This is a genomic window from Bifidobacterium sp. UTBIF-68 (assembly GCF_006408855.1).
Classification (GTDB): domain Bacteria; phylum Actinomycetota; class Actinomycetes; order Actinomycetales; family Bifidobacteriaceae; genus Bifidobacterium; species Bifidobacterium reuteri.
In genome coordinates, this window is the sequence record NZ_JFAN01000016.1 from 1 (window position 1) to 21,208 (window position 21,208).

Genomic DNA, 21,208 nt, shown 5'->3' on the forward strand with positions numbered 1-21,208 from the left:
CGATTTTCTGAGGGATTGATGCGGTCCGCCTCGCTAGTGGTTTGTCTTTCACGCATCATCCCTGAATGAAGTGGTCGATCTGGTCCTGCTTGCCCATGATGATGAGTTCGTCATTGCGGTGCATGACCAATTCCCGTGAGCCGTATTGGAACTCCTTGCCGGGGGCCTTGATGCCCACCACGGTCACACCGTATTTGTCATGCACCTGCACTTCCTCGATGGAGCGTCCGACCGCATAGAGCGGCGTGTGGATCTTCACGACCGTGTACGGGCCATCGATCTCGATGTAATCCAGGTAATTGCCGGCCACCAGATGTCCTACACGTTTGCCGGCGTCGGTCTCCGCGTTGATGATGTGCCGTGCGCCGATGCGCTGCAGGATGCGGGCGTGCTCCTGGGACACGGATTTCGCCCATAGGTCGGAGATGCCCGCGTCGAGCAGGTTGCCGGTGATGATCACGGACGCTTCGATGCTGTCGCCTATGGCCACGACAGCGGTGTCGAATTGTGCCGCGTCGATTTGCTCGATGGCCATCACATCAGTCATATCGGCCTGGATGGTGGGAAGATGGGCGGACCAGCGCGCCACGATCTCGGGGTTCTTGTCCACCGCCAGCACATCCTGTCCCATGGCATCCAGCGTGGATGCCACAGCCCCGCCGAATCGTCCGAGACCGATGACCAGTACGCTTTTGCCGCTGTTCGATTTTGATGCCATGATGACCCTTTCCTGAAATGTCAATGGTAGTTGGATTGGACGTATGCATGTGGATTGGATGTGTCAGCCGACGATGATGTTCTCCTGCGGATATCGGATGGGCTCCGGCGCCATCGGCCTGCTGATGGAATAGGCGATGGTCAACGGGCCGAGCCGTCCGACGATCATCTCAGCCGAGAGTATGAACAGGCTCGCCGGATTGCCGGCGTTCGCCACGCCGACCGAATACCCGCCCAGCGAGAATGCCGAGGACGCTTCGAATATGGCGTCCACGAAATCGCAGCCGGTGACGAACATCAGTGCCACGGCGCCGATCAATGCCAGAGCGGAGCACGCCGTGGTCACCGATACGGCTGTCATCTGGATGCGTCGGGGGATGCGACGGCGGAACACGGTCACATCCCTATGGCCGGTGAACGACGCCGCGCAGATCAGCATGATCACCGCGAACGTGGTCACGCGTATGCCTCCTGCGGTGGAGGATGAGCCGGCGCCGATGAACATGAGCAGGCTCATGAACACCTTGGTCTCGTTGCTGACATCCGGCACCCAGGAGATGTCGAAGCCGGCCGAGCGGGGCATGACGGCGGCGGACAGGGCCCGGCGTAGCTTCATGCTTGCATCGTCGGCGGGAAACAGTGTGGCGTTGTCCCATTCGACCGCCAGAAACCAGATCAGGGAGGCCACGACCAGTATCGCAGTGGTGGCCAGAGTGAGTTTGGTGTGCAACGTCCAACGTCTCGGACTGATGCGCCGGTATGCGCATTGCACGACATTCAGCACCACGGGGAAGCCGAGGGTGCCGACGAATGCGCTGAGCAGAATGGGCAGTCCCACGCCCCAACGGTTGATATGCAGTCCGGTGGCGTCCGGCGTGAATCCGGTGTTGTTATACGCGGACACCGCGTAGAACAGGGCCTGCCAGAGAGTACGGCCGACCTGTCCATGGTTGATGCGGAACAATTCGGGCAAGAGGAGCGCGAAGGTGAGCACCTCCGCGATGACGAACGTGCCGATGGCCACGGACAGCACGCCTTTGATTTCCGAGAGCTTGGTGGTGCCCAGTTCGCTGGCGGTGAGGATGCGTTGGGAGACCTTGAGTCTGCGGGATGCGCCGAGCGCCACCATGGATGCGAAGGTCATCACGCCGAGGCCGCCGAACTGAATGGACAACAGGATGACCACCTGCCCGAACATGGACCAGTATTCGCCGGTGTTCACCACCGGAATGCCGCAGGTGGACAACGCGGAGACGGCGGTGAAGAACGCTACGGGGAAGTTGGTGAACACCCAGCTCCGGGTGGAGATCGGCAGCAGCAACAAGCCGGTGACCACCACGATAAGCACGAGGAAATACAGTATGGACAGCCGTCCGGGATGATTCAGCAACCGATCGGTCAGACTGATGCGGCGGATACGGCGTGCCTTGCGCATGCCCTCCTTGTCCCTGTCGTTCACGCCGGTCGAATAGTTGGCGAACCACCAGGACAGGCCTTGCGAGGATTTCCGGTTGAGGGAGGATTCATCGAAGTCGTTGGACATGGTTCCCGTGCTTCCTCAAACTGCTCGTCGTCACTGGTTCATCCGCCGCGGCTGGAAGGCGAATCAGGGCCATTGTAGGACGTTTTGCCGGGATATGCGATTCCCAATGGCGTGCATGGCGGTTAGGATGGTCAATGGTGCAGTGCGAATGTGATGCATCAGCCGGCGAACAGGAGGATGGCATGGCCAAGCGCAATGCGGTTGTGGTGACGCATACCAGGCTCAGGCAGTCCGGGACCGTGGTGTCCGAAGCGGTCAGCCAGCTTCGTGTGGCAGGGTTTGCGGTCTCCATCATCGACAACACGGAAGCACCGGATTTCGGCGTGCAGCCGCCGTGCGTGCCGGATGATACGGAGATAGTGGTGGTTCTGGGAGGCGACGGCACCATTCTGAGGGCCGCGGAACTGGTGCATTGCACGCAGGTGCCTATTCTCGGCGTGAACATGGGGCATGTGGGATTCCTCGCCGAATTCGAGAGCTTCCAGATCGATGAGGCGATTCGCAGGGTCGCCGAGCATGATTACTCCATTGACGAACGCATGATCGCCCATGTCGATGTCTGGCTGCCTGGCGCCAGCGCCCCGCTCGAGGATTGGGCGCTGAACGACATCACCCTTGAGCGGGCTGATCGCGGCAAGATGGTGGAATTGTCCATTCAGGTGGATGACGTCGAGATGAACTCGTTCGGGGCCGATGGGGTGATTGTATCTACGCCCACCGGTTCCACGGCGTATGCGTTTTCGGCGGGAGGACCGGTCATATGGCCGAACGTCAAGGCATTGCAGCTGATTCCATTGGCTGCCCATGCCCTGTTCGCCCGCCCGCTGATCATCGGTGCCGGTTCCACATTCACCATTGATATTCTGGGTGAATCGATGTCCGAAGGCTGGATTTGCTGCGATGGCCGCCGGCAGCGCGCCCTGCCGCAGGGGACCCGTGTGATTGTCCGCGAATCGCGTGACACGCTACGTCTGGCACGGCTGTCGGGTGTGCCGTTCACCAACCGTCTGGTCTCCAAATTCGATCTTCCGGTAGTCGGGTGGCGCGAGCATGCACGTGCGGAAGCCACAGGCCAGGTCACGGAGCATCACTCCGGTACCGCCGCATCCGGTACCGCCGCATCGTCAGCTGAGAACATGCGACCCGGCGAGGTGGCCCGCTGATGCTGGAGGAACTCGATATCCGTAATCTTGGCCCCATCCACGAGGCCACCATCACGCCGGCGCCAGGTATGACCGCCATCACAGGCGAGACCGGTGCCGGCAAATCCATGCTGTTGTCCGCGTTGAGCCTCATTTCCGGAGGTCCGGCGGATGCCGGTCGCGTGACCACCGGCGCCGACGAGGCCTGGACGCAGGGCATCTTCGCCGTCGCCGATGATGCAGCCGCTGCGGGCGTGGCGCACGAGGCCGGTGTGGATGTGGAGGACGGGGAACTGTTCCTTGCCCGTACCGTCAAGGCGGCCGGCAGGTCGCGTGCGGTGCTCGGCGGCAAAAGCGTGCCCAAATCCGTGCTTGCGAATGTCGCATCCGCATTGGTCACCATTCATGGCCAGGCTGAGCAGCTCAACATCGCATCGGCGTCGCGGCAACGGGAATTCCTTGACCATGCATCGGACGATGGGAAGCAGTTGGAGGCCTACCATGCGGCATGGCGCGCATTGCGTGACATGGATGACCGGTTGGAGCGTCTGCGCTCCCAGGAATCCTCGGCGCGTCAGCGCGCCGACTATCTGCGTGAATCGGTGGGGCGCATCAACGAGGTCGACCCGCACCCAGGTGAGGACGAGGACCTCAAGGTCAAGCGCGACCGGATCGAGAACGCGGCGGATATCGCCGAAGGCGTATCCCATGCGCTCGCGGCGCTGGATGCGTCGCAATTGGAATTCGACGCCTCCACCGAGTCCACCGGCGCATCCGACCTGTTGTTGCAAGCCGCCCAGGCGCTGCGTGGCATCCATGCGGCCGGCGAATTCCAGGAGTTGGCCGACCGTCTCGAATCGTTGAATGCCGAGCTGCAGGATGTGGTGTTCGCCTTGTCCAAGCATCTTGATGAGGACTTCGGCGATGCGGATCTCGACGCATTGAACGCTCGCATCCATGAACTTTCGGAGCTGACGCGCAGATGGGGACCCACGTTGGCGGATGTCCTCGAATGGCGGGACAAGGCATCGTTCGAGATCGAGGATCTGGACGCCTCGCCGGAAAAGATTGCCGAACTCGAAGCCGAGCGGGACGGCCTGTATCGCAAGGCCGTGGCAGCGGCGGATGAGCTCAGCGAGGCGAGGTCCAAGGCTGCGGCGACACTCGCGGGCAAGGTCACCGCCGAGTTGGAGTCCCTGGCCATGCCCGGAGCGTCATTGGAGATCAGGGTGACTCGCCGAAGCGGCGAATCCGAAGGCGCGCTGGACGCCAATGGCGGCGATGACATTGCCTTCCTGTTCACTCCATATGAGGGGGCCGCTCAATTGCCGATGGGCAAAAGCGCCTCCGGCGGCGAACTGAGCCGCCTGATGCTCGCGTTGGAGCTGTCTGCCGCGGACATGCATGCCGGTGAATCGTCGCAGAACAAGCAGGATGCGGAATCCGGCATGACCTTCATCTTCGATGAGGTGGATGCCGGTGTGGGCGGCAAGGCGGCAGTCGAACTCGGCAGACGGTTGGCCCGTCTGGCATGTACGTCGCAGGTCATCGTCGTCACGCATCTGGCTCAAGTGGCTTCCTGGGCGGACAGTCAGTTTGTGGTGACGAAGATTCCGCCGGATGCCGATGACGATGCCGTGGGTGTGATTACGACAGTGCAGCAGGTGCAGGATGATGCCCGTATCCGGGAGGTGGCACGCATGCTGTCCGGCTCGGAATCCGAAGCGTCGCTCGACCATGCGCGCGAGCTGCTGGCCGATTCCCGCTTGAATGCCGGTGAGTGAGGAGCAAGATGGTAGTGAGTCCCGTCAAAGCCGCCATTTTCGATCTGGATGGCACGTTGCTTGATTCCATGGGCGTATGGAACCAGATCGACATCGATTTTTTGGGCAGGCGGGGCATCGCCGTGCCGGATGACTATATGTCCACAGTGGCGTCGATGCAGTTCAGGCAGATTGCCGAATACACCATCGACCGGTTCGCATTGCAGGAGACACCCGAACAGGTCATGGCCGAATGGGATGAGATGGCGCACGCCGCCTACGCCACCCAGGTCATGCCGAAAGCCGGGGCCATCGCTTATCTCAACGAGCTGAAACGATTCGGTGTGAAGCTCGGCGTGGCTACGACGCTATTGCCGAAACTGCGTGAAGCGGCACTCGCGCATCTCGGTATCGCTGAATGCTTCGATGCCGTCGTTTCGGTGGACGATGCAGGTGGAGTGGGCAAAAGCAAGCCGGACGTATACCTCTTGGCCGCCCGTCGTCTGGGTGCAGAACCCTCTGATTGCATAGTGTTCGAGGATCTTCTGGTCGGCATTCGTTCGGCCAAGTCGGCGGGCATGCATGTGTGGGCCATGTATGATGATTCGTCAAGCGCGGATTGGCCCGAAATCGAACGTATCGCCGACGGTGCCCTCCATGACTTCTATGAGGCCCCGCGCAACTGGTGATGCCGCTGCGTGGGGCCTCATAGAAGCATACGCAGCGGATGCGGAAGAGGATTCAGAAGACCGAGAGCAGGTCGGCGGGACGATTCGATGCGAACCGCTGCCGTTCCAACTCCTCGCCTTCCCGGCGCTCCACCTCTTCGGAGGATATGCGCTGCAGCAGCACCTCCACGGGTGCGCGGTAGGTCACTTCATCGAACGAATGTCCATCGCGTTCCACGGCGTCGCTGCGCCGGGAAACCTCCTTCAGGCCGAAGGATTCCGCCATATGGCGTGCACGCAGGTTGAACGACCATACGTTGACGGTGATCGTTGACGCGCGCAACTGCTCGGCCGCGAGTTTGATGCCGAGCTTCATCGCCTGATTGCCGAAGCCCAAACCCTGATAATACGGACCGATGAGCAGGGCCATCGTCGCGTCGCGTTCCGGATCGGTGCAGCCCCAGGCGGCGAGGTGGCCGATGGGCTGGCCGTGCGGATCGAGCACGGTGCGACCGAACTGATGGTCGTCGTCCGTATCGCTGGCATTGTGGAACAATGTGTCGATCTGACCGTTGGTCAATGTCTCCAAGGTGTTTCGGCATGCGTCAGCTATGGTGTCTGTATTCCACCAGATCTCGAAATACCGGTAGTCATCGGGTTCGGTGATGCGCAATGTAACGGCGTTGTCGGGCATGGCTGCTCCCTTCCAACCGCATTATAGGCATGGAGGATGTTACGGCTTATCGCAGTGGCGGGATTCGGCTGCATTGTTCGTCTGAAGTTCATCCAAGCCGCTTTGCCATGCGGCCACGCATGAGAAAACCGTTAGGGAAACACCGTCGCACACGGTGAAAACCGTATGTCTTCCGTAAGGGATGGGTGCGGCGTGAGGCCGGCTGATTACATTCTATTTCCGTATAGACTGGGGGGGGAAGGCGGCAACGATGGAGAACGCGATACTGGTCACGGAGATTCTGTTCGCGATTCTCATCTCCTCGTTCCTGAGCCGGTTCCTGCCGAAGATCTCCACGCCGCTCATCCAGATAGCCTTCGGCGTCGCATGGTATTTCACCCCTGGATTGCGCAACATCCAGTTCGAGCCGGACATGTTCATGCTGCTGTTCATCGTCCCGCTGTTCTACCTTGAGGCGCGCAACATCGACCGCAAGGCGCTGAGCAAGGACCTGAGCCTCTCGTTGTCTCTGGCGGTGGGCCTGGTCATGGTCACGATGGCGCTGAGCGGAGTGGCCCTGCATGAATTGTGGCCGGCCATTCCGATGATGGCGGCAGTGGCGATGGGAGCGATCATCAGCCCCACCGATGCGGTGTCCGTGGCGCAGCTGGGTGGCGTCGTCAAGCTGACGCCGAGACAGCAGTCGGTGCTGCAAAGCGAAAGCCTGCTCAATGATCCCGTCAGCCTGGTTGGTTTCCAGACCATGCTGGTGGCGCTCGCCACGGGTCATTTCTCGCCTGCGGGGTTTGGCTGGCAGGTGCTGATGAGCTTCGTGCTGGGCACCCTGATCGGTGCCGTGGTAGGTTGGCTGTTCGACCGTCTGGTCCTGTTCATGCGCAAGCATAACTTCGAGGACGTCACCACTCGCATGCTGATGGAATGCTTCCTGCCGTTCGGCGTATACCTGCTCTCCGAACATGTGGGTATCTCCGGCCTGCTGGCCGTGGTGGCATGTGGCGTGGTCATCACGTTCCCCCGAACCGGCGTGGGCGGGGATGTGGCGCGCGTCAATCTGGTCTCGAACTCCGTATGGCATTTCGTGGACTTCACGCTGAACGGCATGGTGTTCGTGCTGCTCGGCATCGAACTGCCGATTGCGATGCGTGCGATCTGGGATGATCCGCGCGTCGATCTGTGGGCGATGATCGGTCTGGTGCTGTTGCTGACGCTGCTGACGTTGGTACTCCGATTCATCTGGTGCGTGGGCACATTGCGTTGGGCCAAGGATCTGGCCACGGGCAAGCGCCGCAAGATGACGCGTGAACGCTGGCATTCGGCGGTGGTGATGACCTTCGGCGGGCCGAAAGGGGCGATCTCGCTGGCCATGGCGTTCTCGCTGCCGTATTCAATCGACAATGGCGCCTCGGTGCCGGTGCGCAACATCATATTGTTCATCGTCTCCGGCTATATCGTGCTGTCCATCGTGATTTCGAATGTCATGCTTCCGTTGCTGTCCCCGAAGCCTGCCGACACGTCGAAGGAGGAGTGGGCCAAGCGCGATATCGAGATGCTGCGCCGCACCATCGCCAAGATCGTGGACAACGAGACGCCCGAGACCCATGCCGCCGTGACGCGCGTGCTCAAAAGCTATAACGACCGCATCGAACGCGTGGAGGCGAACATGCCGTCCGCGTCTCCTCGCGAGGCCAACGAGCTGCGCATCCGCACGCTCAGGTGGGAGAGGGATTGGCTCACCAAGGCGATTGCCACCCGTGAGAACGTCGTCAATCCCGATCAGGAGACCATCACCCAGCTCACAGGTGCACGCTACCTGCTCGAACATGTCGAAAGCGTGTTGGAGCGATTGACTCCTGAGGGGGGTTCCGGGCATGGGCTCAGATTCAATATGGCCAAATTGCGCCGTCGTTTCATGCCTGTCATCCGGCGGTTCTGGGAAGGCATCGCACGCCGCACGCCGGGTCTGGAAGCCGAGCGCACACGTGCAATCCGGGCGGTGCAGGTGCCGCTGTACAACGACATCATGGAACGGCTGCAGGATCTCATCCTCGACCATGTCTACGATGCCGAGCTGGTGGCCGAGCTGCTCATCGAATACCGCAGGGCGCTGAACCAGATCCTCGACAACTCCATGTCCCCTCTGCATGCGGCTGACAGCTCGAAGGTCGAGGCAGTGCGCGCCAACGCGCTTCGTATGGAGTTGGACACCATACGAGAAATGCTCGAGGCCAAGGAGATCACCCGCGAGGATGCCCGCCTGATGCGCTCGAACGTGTACCTCATGCAGGCCGAATCGGTGGTCTAGTGATGTGCGTGCGCATCCGGGGTCTGGCCGGCGCCCGCAGTGGAGCCGGGCGCATGGTGATGTGTGATGACGGATGTGAGCGTGTCCGAGAACAGATGAGGGGGAGAGCCTGATTATGACAGGGGCTGACAGGAGCGATGCAACTGCGCGTGACGGCCATGGCGGTGAACATGAGCCTGCGATTGTCACGCGTCATCTGACCAAACGTTACGGCAAGGCGAGAGGCATCACTGATGTGGACCTCGTCGTGAAGCGGGGAGAGATCTTCGGCTTCGTCGGTCCCAACGGCGCTGGCAAATCCACGACCATCCGTTGTCTGCTGGGCCTGATCCGTCCGACAAGCGGCTCTGCATCAGTATTCGGACTCGACGGCATGCGCGACCGGGTGCGGATTCTCGAGAACGTGGGGTATCTGCCCAGCGAGGTGTTCTACTACGAGGGCATGCGCGCCCGCGACCTGCTCGCCTATGCTGCGAGTTTCTATCACAGGGACTGCTCCGCCCGCATCATGGAACTCGCGCAACGGCTTGACCTGAACCTCGACCAGAAGATTGAGGACATGTCGCTCGGCAACCGCAAAAAGGTCGGCATCGTGCAGGGGCTCCTGCATTCGCCGAAGCTGGTGATACTCGACGAGCCGACCAGTGGCCTTGACCCGCTGGCGCAGCGCGCGTTCTTCGATCTCATCCGCGAAGAGAACCGCGAGCATGGCGTCACCGTGCTGTTCTCCTCACATATCCTGTCCGAAGTGCAGCGCATGTGCGATCGTGTGGCGATCATACGCGAAGGCCGGATTGTGGCGGTGAAGGATGTCGCCGAGCTGCGCCGCTCGTCGGTCAAACGGGTGTCGCTGGTACTGGGTGGAGGCGGTGCGCGTGCCGATGGCGATGGCGGCGCTCGACCGGTGGGTGTCCCCGGTGCGATTCGGGATGAGCATGCTGATGTTGTGTCCGCCCGTATCAAGGCGATGCTGTCCGGCCTTGCGGGCGTGCGTTCGCTGACGGTGGGTGGCGGCTCGTCCGAGGACGTGAGCTTCCTGTTCGAGGGTGACTGCAATTCGCTGCTCGACACGCTCGCCGACCTCGACCTTGTTGACGTGTCGATCACCGAGCCGACGCTGGAAGAGGTGTTCATGCACTACTATCAGCCGGATGCATTGGGGGAGCCGGAATCGTCGGGTGTCGCGGATGGTGCGGATGCGCCGACGGCGCCGCGAGGGAAGCGGGACTGATGAACGTCTACCGTTTTGAGTTCGGTCGCCAGCTGCGCGGGTTTCTTGTCGGTGAGGTGGTGTTGCTGGGCGTTGCCGTGCTGCTCATGGTGGGCGCCTATCCGATCTACCGTGACGCCAAGGAGGCAGTCGAACAGGTGCTCGAGGGGTTCCCGCCGCAGTTCGCGGCGCTGTTCGGTGTCTCCGGCGGCATGTTCTCCTTCGGTGGTTTCTATCGATTCTGCTCGCTGTACTTCATGCTCATCGTGGCAATTATGGCCTGCGCATGGGGATTGTCGGTGTTCGAGCGAGAACGGCGCACCAAGTCGTCTGATTTCCTGTTTGTCATGCCGATTGGCCGGATGCGCCTGTATGCGGCGAAACTCGCCGTGTGCCTCACGATGATTGCGGCCACTGGTGCGCTGTTCATGGCGGTCATGGCAATGATCTACCGGGGGTACGGCGATGACCCCACTGCGGCCTCCATTCCGTTGCCGAGGATATTGCTCGCCGCGTGCTCGCTGGTCGGAGTGCAAATGGTATTCCTCGCATTCGGCGTGCTCATCGCGGTGCTGTCACGGCATGCCATCGGGATTTCCGGCACATCCACGATGGTCGGCATATTGGGATTCGTGCTGGTCTCGCTGCCTGAAATGACCGGGGAGGACGGTTGGCGGCTTGTCTCGCCGTTCACCTGGTTCAATGTAGACGAAGCTTTGAACCACGGTCGTTATGAGGTCGGGTATCCGATGCTGGCCATGATCGTTGTCGCGGTCTGTTTGGCAGGCGCTGCGGCGGTGTACGCACACGCCGACGTGCGCAATAGGTGAGGGGCTGGCGATGAACATTCTGATTCGTGAATTGAGATCGAATGCCAAGCCGCTGGTGATCTGGAGCTTGGTCGTCATCCTGTTCAACGTGGCGGGCGTGATGAAATTCGAAGGCATCGCCGGCGGCGATCCGCAATCCGTCCGCCAGCTGACCGAGGCGTTCCCCAAGGTGGCGCTTGCGGTCATGGGCATCTCCGATTTGGATATGACGACATTCGCCGGATATTACGCAGTGCTGATGTTCTACGTGGGCATCATGGCTGCGGTGTATGCGGTCGCGCTTGCGGCCCATGCGGTGTCTCGCGAGATGATGGACGGCACCTATGAGTTCCTGTTCGTCCGCCCGGTGTCTCGGACGGCCATCCTCACCTGGAAGCTGGTTGCGGCACTGATTGATGCCGTGATCTTCACGGTTGTTGATCTTGTCTCGGCCCTGTTGTGCCTGCCCATGCTGGATGGCTTGTCCGATGCGTCCGGCAGCGCGATGGTGGTCATCCGGTTCGCTATATGGATGCTGGCGATGATGCTGGTGTTCGGCGCGCTCGCAGCCTGTGCGTGTGCCGCATGTTTGGGCTCTGAGCATGGCCTGGAACGCGGCTCTCTGATTGGAAACTCCGCCGTGGTGGTGGCCTATTGCGCGGGTGTGGCCTATGACATGTTCTCCGACCATGACGCGTCGGTGGTCGTTCGCGTACTATCGCCCTTCCGCTATGCCATCCCACAGGACGTGATCGACGGCCAGGTCCCTATGCCGTTCGCCATACTGGGCGTAGTGATTGTTGTGGTCTGTTTTGCGGCGTCTTATATCGCATTCCTTCGCCGTGACCTTACGTCCCGGTGACTCGCCTTCGGCTCCCCTCTCTGAGGGGAGCTGTCAGTGGAGCTGACTGAGGGGAGCGGTTCGTCGCTATATCCCCTGTTCTACCAATCGCCAACCGCTGCGCTACTGTTCAACTGTTATGCAACACACCTTGACAGTTTTGCCAAACAGTTATACTGTTATATATAACAGCTGAACAACCGACGGGCTGGGAGGCTGGAACCCAATCAATAACCATCGAAAGGGGCATAGATGAAACTGATCATCTCATCCGTGTCCGGTGAACCGATCTACGAGCAGATCAAAACCCAGATCCGTGCCGCCGTGCTGGACGGCGGCCTCAAGGCTGGCGAGGCGCTGCCCTCGCTGCGCAAACTTGCCAAGGAGCTGCGCATCTCCGTGCTCACCGTCACCAGGGCGTACAACGAACTGGCCGACGAGGGCGTGGTGCAGAACATCCAAGGCAAGGGCACGTTCGTGATGGACAAGGGCAACGAGCTCATGAAACAGCAGCTCGAGGCCCAGGCCCGTGCGAGTCTTGCCGAGGCCAGCCGCGCCGCCAAGGCTGCGGACATGTCGCTGGAGCGGCTGGGGGAGATGCTCGTCGAAGAGTACCGAGCGAACTGATGCATACGCCTGAATCGGCATATGCAATGCAGCTGGTGAAAGGAGCATGGCGATGAACGCTATCACACCGCAATCCACGCCGACGGCACTGTCCGTCACTGGCGTGACCAAGCATTACGATTCCGGCTTCACGCTGGACGATGTGACCTTCGACCTGCCGGCCGGATACATCATGGGTCTCATCGGCCCGAACGGCGCCGGCAAATCCACGCTCATCAAGCTCATCCTCAACATGATTCACCGCGACGCCGGCGACATCCATGTGCTCGGTCTTGACAACCTCGAGCACGAGGAGGCTGTCAAGGAACAGCTGGGCGTGGTGTTCGACTCCAGTTATCTCTACGAGCAGTGGAAGGTGAAAGACGTAGAGAGGATCGTCGCACCGCTGTACCCCGCGTGGAACCATGATCTGTACCAGCGCCGGCTTGTCGACTTCGGGCTTGCCGGCAAGGAAAACGGCAACAAGCGCATCAAGTCTCTCTCCCGTGGCATGCAGATGAAGCTCATGCTCGCGATAGCCCTGAGCCATGACGCCAAGCTTCTCATCCTGGATGAGCCTACCAGCGGATTGGACGTGCTGGCCCGCGACGAGCTCATGGACCTGCTCCACGCCTATATCGAGGATGGCGAGCATTCGGTGCTCTTCTCCACGCATATCACCGCTGATCTCGAGCGCGCCGCCGACTTCATCACCTACATCACCGGTGGTCGGCTGTACTTCACCGGCCCCAAGGATGAGTTCGAGGAATCGTTCAAGCTGGTCAAAGGCGGTCCGGACGAACTCGCGCAGTTGCCGGCGGACATGGTGCTCGGCTCGCATACCTATGAGACCGGCTTCGACGCACTGGTCCGTGGCGAGAACCTTGCAGCAGTCATGCGGGCCGTGCCGGGGCTCGCCGTGGAACGTGCATCCATCGACGACATCATCCGCTTGACCAATACCCGCCATGACAACAAGGGGGTGCTGTGATGAGCAGCGTGGCTCGCGGCGCTTGTACCGGCATGCAGTCCAGGGGACGTGCGCTGGTATCGGCGATGCGTCTTGATCTCGACTACCTGTTCGCCGATGGTGTCTTTCAATATCCACTCATCATCCTGATGCCGTTCGTGTTCCTTCTGGCATTCCGGAACGACTTCGGGTATGTGCTCGGTGTCTCGATGGAAACATATTCGTTTGGCGCGCTGATCGTCACGATGGCGGTTGTCGATGTGCAGAGCGGCTATCGTCTGCGGGCGCTGATGCCGGTTGCTCGACATATCCAGGTGTTGTCGCGATATGTCTTGGGCGTGATGATGGCGGTGATCGCGGCCGTTATGGTCGCATTGCTCAATCTCGTGCAGTCGTTGGCGGTGCCTGACTGGTCGTTGGCGGCCAACATGCCGATGGTGGTGGGCACGCTGCTCAGCGTGCTGGCCATCGTGGCGATATGGACACCGCTCGGCTATCGTTCGAACAGCGTCAACGGATTGCAGGTAGGGCTTCTCGTGGTGTATGTCATATTCCTTGCGGTGCTCCTGATGTGGAGCGAGCTGCCGCACGGATTCACTGCCAGTGTGCTTGGCGTGTTCGCTGTTCTGGGCTCCCATGCGGTTCCGGCTGCTGTGGCGGGTTTGGCGATTGCGGTGGCGCTCTATGTGGTGTCCTATGCGATCAGTGCACGTATCTATCAACGGAAGGAATGGTGAGCATCATGGGCAAGGATGTTCCGGTCTCCCGCCGGACGGTATGGCGGTCGGCCTTGGCTCAGCTGCGATTCGATGTCGCCCGTGGCTCGTCCGATTTGGGCTATGAGCTGGTCATGGGGGCGGTGCTCCTGTTCGCCGTAGTGGTCGGCGTGCTGGTGCGATTTGTCGGCATGGATGCCAGAGTGGCTGGCGGGTTGATGGGAGGTATCACCGGGTTGGCCGTGGTGGCTGGCTGGATGATGGCATTGGTTCCGTCCATGATGGAGGATCAGGACGGTCATCGTGCGATGGCGGGGCTTGTTCCGATTGCCCGCACGCCGCAGGTGATCGGCAGGTTCCTGTATCTGCTGGCCTCGGCGGTGGCGTGGAGCGTGGAGGTGGGCGTGTGCCGTCTTGTCTTCGACGTGTTGGCCGATGGCGCCGTGGACGGTGTCGGCGTCTCTGCGTCAGTCGCCACGGTGTTCGCGATGTCGATGATTGTCGGGTCCATCATGCTGGCCTGCACCTATCGGTTTGGCATCCGCCAGCTGATGATCGTGTTCGCCGCCATGATGGGCGCGCTGTATCTGCTGGCTGCGCTGGTCTCCTTCCTGCCGATTCCGTGGGAGCCGATCATCCTGACGGTCTTCGAGTTCCTGTCGGTGCCCTGGCGCAGCGTATTGGTCGGTGCGGTGTTCTGCTTCGCTGTATACGGCGTGTCCATGGGCATCGCCATCCGCCTCTTCAACGCCAAGGAGCTGTGACACCGTCGGTATATGCGTCGCCGGCCTATGGCACAGGGTGGAAACGGGTCGAAACATAACCCATTGCCGTTCGAGACTTATGTTTCGCCCCATTATCGGACCGATGCAACGTCGATCGGACCGTCGGCACGACGAAACAGGGGAGTGATGGCTGCCTGCCATCACTCCCCTGTCATGATTCCCCAGAGTATTTCTATTCCCCGGAGGATGCCTGACGGATCATTATAGCGATTCGGCGGCGTTGGCCACGAAACGCTCCATGCCATCGATCGGCACGACGTTGGTGAACCGCACTTCAGCGGTCTCAAGCCCGCGCAGTGCGGCGGGCGCGGTGGTGCCGGTCTCACGCGAGAGCACGTCCATGCACTCGAAGTCGGTGCCGGTGGCGTCGAAGCCCAACGCCTCGTTCACCACGCGCGGGAACTTGTAGGGGCTCGCGGTAGAGAGCAGCACGCGCGGGGTAAGCGGGTCGCGCGGCATCTGCTCAAGCAGGTAGTAGCCGCAGGCGGTGTGCGGGTCGATGACGTAGTGATTCTCGTCCCAGCAGTGTTTGATGGACTCGCGCACCTGATCCTCGTCGGCCCAGCCGGTGCCGAAGATCTGGCGGATCTTGGCCAGCAGCTCCTCCGGAACCTCATACGTGCCCCACTTGTTGAGGTCGTTCATGAGCATGGCGATCAGTCGTGTATCACCCTCGGAGAAGTAGTACAGCATGCGCTCGAGGTTCGAGGAGATGAGGATGTCCATCGACGGCGAGATCGTTTGGAAGAACGGGCGCTGACGGTTGTAGGTGCCGGTGGTGAGGAAGTCGAACAGCACGTTGTTCTTGTCGGAGGCCACCACCAGATGCTTGACCGGCAGACCCAGCAGCTTGGCGTAGTAGCCTGCAAGGATGTCGCCGAAGTTGCCGGTCGGCACCACGAACTCCACTTCGTCGCCCACATTGATGACCTGCTGCTCCAGCAGCTGTGCGTACGCGGAGAAGTAGTAGACGACCTGCGGCACCAGGCGGCCCACGTTGATCGAGTTCGCAGAGGAGAGCACCACGTGCGAGTCGGCGGCGAGCTTCTTGGCGAGCACTTTGTCGCCGAAAATTCGCTTGACCGCGGACTGGGCGTCGTCGAAATTGCCCTCGACGGCGGCGACGTTCACATTCGAACCGGTCTGCGTGGTCATCTGCAGTTCCTGGACCTGGCTCACCTTGCCTTCCGGGTAGAAGACGGTGATGGCGGTGCCAGGAGCGTCCGCGAAACCGGCCAGCGCGGCCTTGCCTGTGTCGCCCGAAGTGGCGGTCAGGATCATGATTTTCTCGTCCGCATCGCCATCGGCCGGAGTGGTGTGTGCCATGAAACGCGGCAGAATCTGCAGCGCCACGTCCTTGAAGGCGGAGGTCGGGCCGTTGAACAATTCTAGGATATAGTCGTCGCCCAACGGCTTGAGCGGCGTGATGCGTTCGTCGGACCACTGCGGGCCATAGGCATCAGCGATGCACTGGTTCAGTTCTTCGGCGGTGAAGTCCGGCAGCAGCGCGCTCAGCACATCCGCGGCGATCTGCTGGTAGGTCTTGCCGGCCAGATCGCCGATTTCCACCTTGGTCTTGCCCAGGTCGTCCGAGACGAACAGTCCGCCGTCGTCTGCGATGCCCTTGCGGATCGCCTGCTTGGCGGTCAGCGAGTCGGTGGTGGAACGGGTGGAATGAAAGGTGGTAGCCACGGTTGAAATCCTTAGTCTGTGAATGACGAACAGCCTTATCAAGGGGTGAATCGAATCCTCACCATTCTAGCGTCCGGCATGGGCGTAGGAGGTGCGGCGTCTCGCATGACAGATTGTTCGACAGATCGGCATCGAAGACACGTTTCGCGAATCGGGGAGATGCGTGGTCAAGCCCATGCGGTCAAGTCCATATCTCGAGACGGCATGTCCCGTGGTTTTCTGCCAATCATCGGGAAAATTCGTTCGATTCGGCGTATGAAGGAAACAGCACGGCCACAAACACGTCGTACACTCGACGCCCAAACGGCATGCCAGTCGTTGCCCGCACCGACAAAGGAGCACAGATGACCGCTTCATCACTCGCCCAGACCCCAACCGATGTCTTCAACTCGCCCATAAGCGAGACCGATCCCGAGATCGCCGCACTGCTCGACGACGAACTGCATCGCCAGCAGGGCGGTCTGGAAATGATCGCATCAGAGAACTTCGTGCCGCGAGCCGTACTGCAATGCCAAGGTTCCGTGCTCACCAACAAGTACGCCGAGGGCTACCCCGGACGCCGCTACTACGGCGGCTGCGAATACGTGGACCAGATCGAGACCATCGCCCGGGAACGCGCGAAGGCCCTGTTCGGCGCCGAATACGCCAACGTGCAGCCGCACTCCGGCGCACAGGCCAACGCCGCCGTCTATCAGGCGCTCGTCAAGCCCGGCGACACCGTGCTCGGTCTTGCGCTTGACCATGGCGGCCATCTGACCCACGGCATGAAGATCAACTTTTCCTGTCGCTTCTACCACGCCGAAGCCTACGGTGTGAATCCCGAGACCTTCCGCATCGACCCGGAAATCATCCGCCATCGCGCGCTCGAAACCCACCCTGCCATGATCATCGGAGGCTGGTCCGCCTACCCGCGCATCGAGGACTTCAAGGCCATGAAGGAGATCGCCGACGAGGTCGGCGCCAAGTTCTGGGTCGACATGGCCCACTTCGCCGGTCTTGTCGCTGCGGGCCTGCATCCGAGCCCTGTGCCGTATGCGGACGTGGTCTCGTCGACGGCCCACAAGACGCTCGGCGGCCCGCGTTCCGGCTTCATCCTGGCCAAGCAGGAGTACGCCAAGAAACTCAACTCCTCGGTGTTCCCCGGCCAGCAGGGTGGCCCACTCATGCACGTGGTGGCAGGCAAGGCCGTGAGCTTCAAGGTCGCCGGCACCCCCGAGTTCAAGGACCGCATGCAGCGTACGCTTGACGGCGCGAAGATCCTCGCCGACCGTCTTCTCGCTGACGACGTCAAGGCGAACGGCATCACCGTGCTCACCGGCGGCACCGACGTGCATCTGGTCATGGTCGACCTGCGCAACTCCGAGATGGACGGCAAGCAGGGGGAGGACCTGCTCGCCGCCTGCGGCATCACCATCAACCGCAACACCGTGCCGTTCGACCCTCGTCCGGCCTCGGTCGCCTCGGGCCTTCGCATCGGCACCTCCGCGCTCGCCACGCGCGGCTTCGGACCGAAGGAATACGAGGAGGTGGCCGACATCATCGGCACCGCGCTCGCCGCCGGCCCATCCGCCGACGTGACCGCGCTCAAGGCCCGCGTGGACAAGCTTGTCGAGGACTTCCCGCTCTATCCGGACCTCGACCAGATTCACTGACCGATTCGCCGATCGGCCCCGCGCATCGACTCATGCGGCCGGTTTGATGCCGGATTGGAGCGGCGGCCCCTCGATAATGAGGGGCCGCCGCGTATTCGGTTGGATTGCCGGTATAAGTCAGGCTGATCGTTGTGCAGAGCCTTTCCAGAGCTGACCTCCACGGATTGTATGCCAGCGGCGAGCATTAGGACCCATGTATGGACGCCGCTGCGGTCGCGCTATTATTTGTGCCGCAAAATCGAGTCGTGGCAAGAATTGCGCCATGTTCTGAGCTACCCTTGACTGTTATGAGCGATGCTTTGAATCCGGAGATATTCCGCGCTGTCTGCGATCAGGCCGACCATGCCTCCCGCGCGCAGGAGGCGCTGGCCCGTGCGAACACCGAGTCCAAGAACGAACTGCTGCTCGCCATCGCCGATGCGCTTGACGAGCATGCCGGTGACATCGAAGCGGCGAACGGCCTCGATATGCTCGAAGCCAAGGAAAGCGGCATGGATGCAGGCAAGCTCGACCGCCTGCTGTTCAATGTGCCGCGGGTGGCCGCAGCCGCGCAAGGAGTACGGCATGTGGCCACGCTGCCTGATCCGGTGGGGCAGATCGTGCGGGGCTACAACCTGCCGAATGGATTGCGCCTGACGCAGACCCGCGTGCCGATGGGAGTCATCGGCATGATCTACGAAGCCCGGCCGAACGTCACCGTCGACGTGGCCAGCCTATGCCTGAAATCCGGCAATGCCGCATTGCTCAGAGGAGGCCATGCGGCGGAACGCACCAATGCGGCGACGCTCAGTGTTATCGCCCCCGTACTGGAAGCGCATGGTTTCGATGCCGCCCTGGTTCAATCGGTAGACCAATACGGCCGTCCCGGCGCCACCGCCATGATGGAGGCGCGTGGCCATATCGACGTCTTGGTGCCGCGTGGCGGAGCGGGTCTGATTCAAGCGGTGGTACGAAACTCGAAAGTCCCCGTCATTGAGACCGGTGCCGGAAACGTGCACATCTACATCGACAGGTCCGGCGACCTCGCCAAGGCGATTCCCATCATCCTCAACGCCAAAACGCAGCGTGTCGGCGTATGCAATGCAGCCGAAAAGCTGCTGGTCCACAAGGATGTAGCGGCAGACGTCCTGCCGGCGGTCGCCGCGGCGCTTGCGAGCGCGAACGTGGTGCTACAAGCGGATGCCGTCTCCTATGACATCATCGAAGGCGCTGCGATCGAAGGCATCGCCCTCAACCAAGCCACCGAAGAGGACTGGGACACCGAATACCTGGCACTCAAAATGGGCGTCAAGGTCGTGGATTCCCTTGATGACGCCATCGCGCATATCAACCGTCACTCCACGGGACACACCGAATCGATCATCGCCGAAGACTACGAAGCCATCGAGACCTTCACCAAGCGTATAGACTCGGCAGTGGTCATGGTCAACGCCTCCACCCGCTTCACCGACGGCGGCGTGTTCGGCTTCGGCGCCGAGCTCGGCATCTCCACGCAGAAGATGCATGCCCGCGGTCCGATGGGATTGCAGGAGATGACCACCACCAAGTGGATCGGATACGGAACAGGACAGGTGCGCGCATGAGCGAGAAGGCCGAGAACACCATGAACGATGCCATTTCCGGCTCGAATGACGGTCCGAAGGCTGATGATTGGCAGATCGGGCTGAAGATCGCCGCAGAACGTCTGAGCATTGTACGCTATGTATTTCTGGTGCAGATCGAAGATGGCATAGCCTCCGCCGCGCAACGCGCCTCACTGGAATATGCCGATGCGGTGCTGATCGGGTGGCCCGAAATCGATTCACCTGAAGTGGTCGAGCTTACCGAAGCCCAGGCGAAGGTGGTTCGCGAGCACATGGAGCTCATGGAGAGCTACATTGCCAAGTTCAGCCAGATGGAGCATGACGGCGACATTGACGGCATGACCGATACGCTGATCCGCATCACCGAACGCGTGGCGGAAGTGCGTAGACTGTATCAGCCGGAGTTTCCTCTCCCTACTTTCGCGGAGATTCGCCGCGTGGTGCAGGAGGAATGGGATGAGGACATGGGCAAGATTGATCCGCAGGAAAGCGATCCCACCGCAGACGAAATTGAACGGGAGACGGAAAGCGCCGATGATGCCTCAGGCGAAGGCGGTCAGGCATGAGCGGCAATGAACCCACCGATCTCATCGCGATTTCGCATGAGGAACAAACTCGGCGTATGTCGGATCTGTCCGACCGGTTCACCGGGACCCGTGGACATGGTCGGCTCTCCGCGCGCGGCAACTGGCACACCCGCCCTCGTATCGGCATCATGGGCGGAACGTTCGACCCGATTCACAACGGCCACTTGGTGGCGGCATCCGAAGTCGCATGGGTGTACGATCTGGACGAGGTAATCTTCGTACCCACAGGCCGACCGGTGTTCAAGCTTGACAAACATGTCACCAACGCCGAAGACCGGTATCTCATGACGGTCATCGCCACGGCATCGAACCCCAAATTTACCGTATCCCGGGTGGACATCGACCGGCCCGGCGTGACCTACACCATCGACACGCTGAAAGACATCCGCAGCCAACATCCCGATGCCGAACTGTTCTTCATCACCGGCGCAGATGCGGTGGCGGAGATCATGCAGTGGAAGGATGCCGAACAGATGTGGGACCTCGCCCACTTCGTCGCCGTGACCCGTCCCGGGTACTCAAGCCCTGAAGGGGTGAGGTTGCCGGAAGGCAAAGTGGATACGTTGGAGATTCCCGCATTGGCCATCTCCTCGACCGACGTGCGTCGCCGCGCCGAGCATAACGAGCCGGTCTGGTACCTCGTGCCGGACGGCGTGGTCCAATACATCGGCAAACATGGCCTCTACTCGCGCGGTTAGCTTTCCGCTGCTCTTCCTCAAATGACAATGAAACCGCTACCGCCTTGTGCGGTCCATCCTGGGAGCCCTTCTCTGAAGGGAGCTCCCGAGCGGTACGCGGCTGAGGGGAGCAAGCCCCAATCAGGTACCTAATGATCCGTCTCGTAATGTAAGAGGCAGACCACCAGGATGTCCTGACGGCTCCCTGTGCGCTGGCGGCATAACTCCCGTTCGTGGCCTGTCTGTACGCT

At 61.1% G+C, this 21,208-nt stretch carries 19 protein-coding genes; 15 read left to right on the forward strand and 4 right to left on the reverse strand.

The window, feature by feature from the left end; genetic code table 11:
* Window positions 1–55: 55 nt before the first annotated feature.
* Both BW14_RS05480 and BW14_RS05485 read right to left on the reverse strand, forming a co-directional pair.
* Complete coding sequence (locus tag BW14_RS05480; RefSeq protein ID WP_044088575.1) at window positions 56–718, reverse strand: TrkA family potassium uptake protein; 663 nt, start codon at window positions 716–718, stop codon at window positions 56–58.
* 63 nt (window positions 719–781) lie between these two features.
* Window positions 782–2,260 carry a TrkH family potassium uptake protein gene (locus BW14_RS05485; protein ID WP_140489444.1) on the reverse strand — a complete coding sequence of 493 codons (1,479 nt, stop codon included), beginning with the start codon at window positions 2,258–2,260 and terminating at the stop codon, window positions 782–784.
* A 182-nt stretch (window positions 2,261–2,442) separates the two neighbouring features.
* Here BW14_RS05485 and BW14_RS05490 point away from each other — a divergent pair, with 182 nt between their 5' ends.
* From BW14_RS05490 to BW14_RS05500, 3 genes are read left to right on the forward strand one after another with little or no spacing between them, the layout of a single operon-like run.
* Window positions 2,443–3,423, forward strand: a complete 981-nt coding sequence (locus BW14_RS05490; RefSeq protein WP_258186053.1) for an NAD kinase — start codon at window positions 2,443–2,445, stop codon at window positions 3,421–3,423.
* Window positions 3,423–5,186, forward strand: a complete 1,764-nt coding sequence (gene recN, locus BW14_RS05495; RefSeq protein ID WP_140489447.1) for a DNA repair protein RecN — start codon at window positions 3,423–3,425, stop codon at window positions 5,184–5,186. The genes BW14_RS05490 and recN overlap by 1 nt, the downstream gene beginning before the upstream one ends.
* An 8-nt stretch (window positions 5,187–5,194) precedes the next feature.
* Entirely contained in the window at window positions 5,195–5,854 is a 660-nt protein-coding gene (locus tag BW14_RS05500) for an HAD family phosphatase (RefSeq protein WP_140489450.1), read from the forward strand.
* Window positions 5,855–5,906: 52 nt separating this feature from the next.
* Here BW14_RS05500 and BW14_RS05505 read toward each other — a convergent pair whose 3' ends face one another.
* A complete protein-coding gene (locus BW14_RS05505) occupies window positions 5,907–6,527 on the reverse strand; it encodes a GNAT family N-acetyltransferase (RefSeq protein WP_140462493.1) in 621 nt (206 codons plus the stop codon).
* Between the two features lie 250 nt (window positions 6,528–6,777).
* Between BW14_RS05505 and BW14_RS05510 the strand changes: the two genes are divergently transcribed.
* From BW14_RS05510 to BW14_RS05545, 8 genes are all read left to right on the forward strand, one after another.
* The gene (locus tag BW14_RS05510; protein WP_140489453.1) at window positions 6,778–8,829 is read left to right on the forward strand and encodes a sodium:proton antiporter; all 2,052 of its coding nucleotides are present in this window, start codon (window positions 6,778–6,780) and stop codon (window positions 8,827–8,829) included.
* A gap of 115 nt (window positions 8,830–8,944) precedes the next feature.
* Window positions 8,945–10,060 carry an ABC transporter ATP-binding protein gene (locus BW14_RS05515; protein WP_140489456.1) on the forward strand — a complete coding sequence of 372 codons (1,116 nt, stop codon included), beginning with the start codon at window positions 8,945–8,947 and terminating at the stop codon, window positions 10,058–10,060.
* Complete coding sequence (locus BW14_RS05520) at window positions 10,060–10,869, forward strand: ABC transporter permease (RefSeq protein WP_140489459.1); 810 nt, start codon at window positions 10,060–10,062, stop codon at window positions 10,867–10,869. Before BW14_RS05515 ends, BW14_RS05520 begins: the two co-directional genes overlap by 1 nt.
* A gap of 10 nt (window positions 10,870–10,879) precedes the next feature.
* Window positions 10,880–11,710, forward strand: a complete 831-nt coding sequence (locus BW14_RS05525) for an ABC transporter permease subunit (RefSeq protein WP_140489462.1) — start codon at window positions 10,880–10,882, stop codon at window positions 11,708–11,710.
* Window positions 11,711–11,941: 231 nt separating this feature from the next.
* Window positions 11,942–12,316, forward strand: coding sequence for a GntR family transcriptional regulator (locus BW14_RS05530; protein ID WP_140489465.1), 375 nt, complete (start codon window positions 11,942–11,944; stop codon window positions 12,314–12,316).
* A gap of 46 nt (window positions 12,317–12,362) precedes the next feature.
* Window positions 12,363–13,286 (forward strand): ABC transporter ATP-binding protein, encoded by a 924-nt coding sequence (locus BW14_RS05535; protein WP_375138432.1) that lies wholly within the window; start codon window positions 12,363–12,365, stop codon window positions 13,284–13,286.
* Window positions 13,286–14,002: an ABC-2 transporter permease gene (locus tag BW14_RS05540; RefSeq protein ID WP_140489470.1), complete on the forward strand. Its 717-nt coding sequence runs from the start codon at window positions 13,286–13,288 to the stop codon at window positions 14,000–14,002. Before BW14_RS05535 ends, BW14_RS05540 begins: the two co-directional genes overlap by 1 nt.
* Window positions 14,003–14,007: 5 nt before the next feature.
* Window positions 14,008–14,745: an ABC-2 transporter permease gene (locus BW14_RS05545; protein WP_181162304.1), complete on the forward strand. Its 738-nt coding sequence runs from the start codon at window positions 14,008–14,010 to the stop codon at window positions 14,743–14,745.
* A gap of 222 nt (window positions 14,746–14,967) precedes the next feature.
* Here BW14_RS05545 and thrC read toward each other — a convergent pair whose 3' ends face one another.
* Window positions 14,968–16,458 carry a threonine synthase gene (thrC, locus tag BW14_RS05550; RefSeq protein ID WP_140489474.1) on the reverse strand — a complete coding sequence of 497 codons (1,491 nt, stop codon included), beginning with the start codon at window positions 16,456–16,458 and terminating at the stop codon, window positions 14,968–14,970.
* Window positions 16,459–16,802: 344 nt separating this feature from the next.
* Between thrC and glyA the strand changes: the two genes are divergently transcribed.
* The 4 genes from glyA (at window position 16,803) to nadD (ending at window position 20,978) form a co-directional block, all read left to right on the forward strand.
* The gene (glyA, locus tag BW14_RS05555) at window positions 16,803–18,110 is read left to right on the forward strand and encodes a serine hydroxymethyltransferase (RefSeq protein ID WP_140489476.1); all 1,308 of its coding nucleotides are present in this window, start codon (window positions 16,803–16,805) and stop codon (window positions 18,108–18,110) included.
* A gap of 197 nt (window positions 18,111–18,307) precedes the next feature.
* Window positions 18,308–19,693 (forward strand): glutamate-5-semialdehyde dehydrogenase, encoded by a 1,386-nt coding sequence (locus BW14_RS05560; protein WP_140489478.1) that lies wholly within the window; start codon window positions 18,308–18,310, stop codon window positions 19,691–19,693.
* 20 nt (window positions 19,694–19,713) lie between these two features.
* Window positions 19,714–20,259, forward strand: coding sequence for a phosphoribosylglycinamide synthetase (locus BW14_RS05565; RefSeq protein WP_140489538.1), 546 nt, complete (start codon window positions 19,714–19,716; stop codon window positions 20,257–20,259).
* A gap of 56 nt (window positions 20,260–20,315) precedes the next feature.
* A complete protein-coding gene (gene nadD, locus BW14_RS05570) occupies window positions 20,316–20,978 on the forward strand; it encodes a nicotinate-nucleotide adenylyltransferase (RefSeq protein ID WP_375138433.1) in 663 nt (220 codons plus the stop codon).
* Window positions 20,979–21,208: the final 230 nt, after the last annotated feature.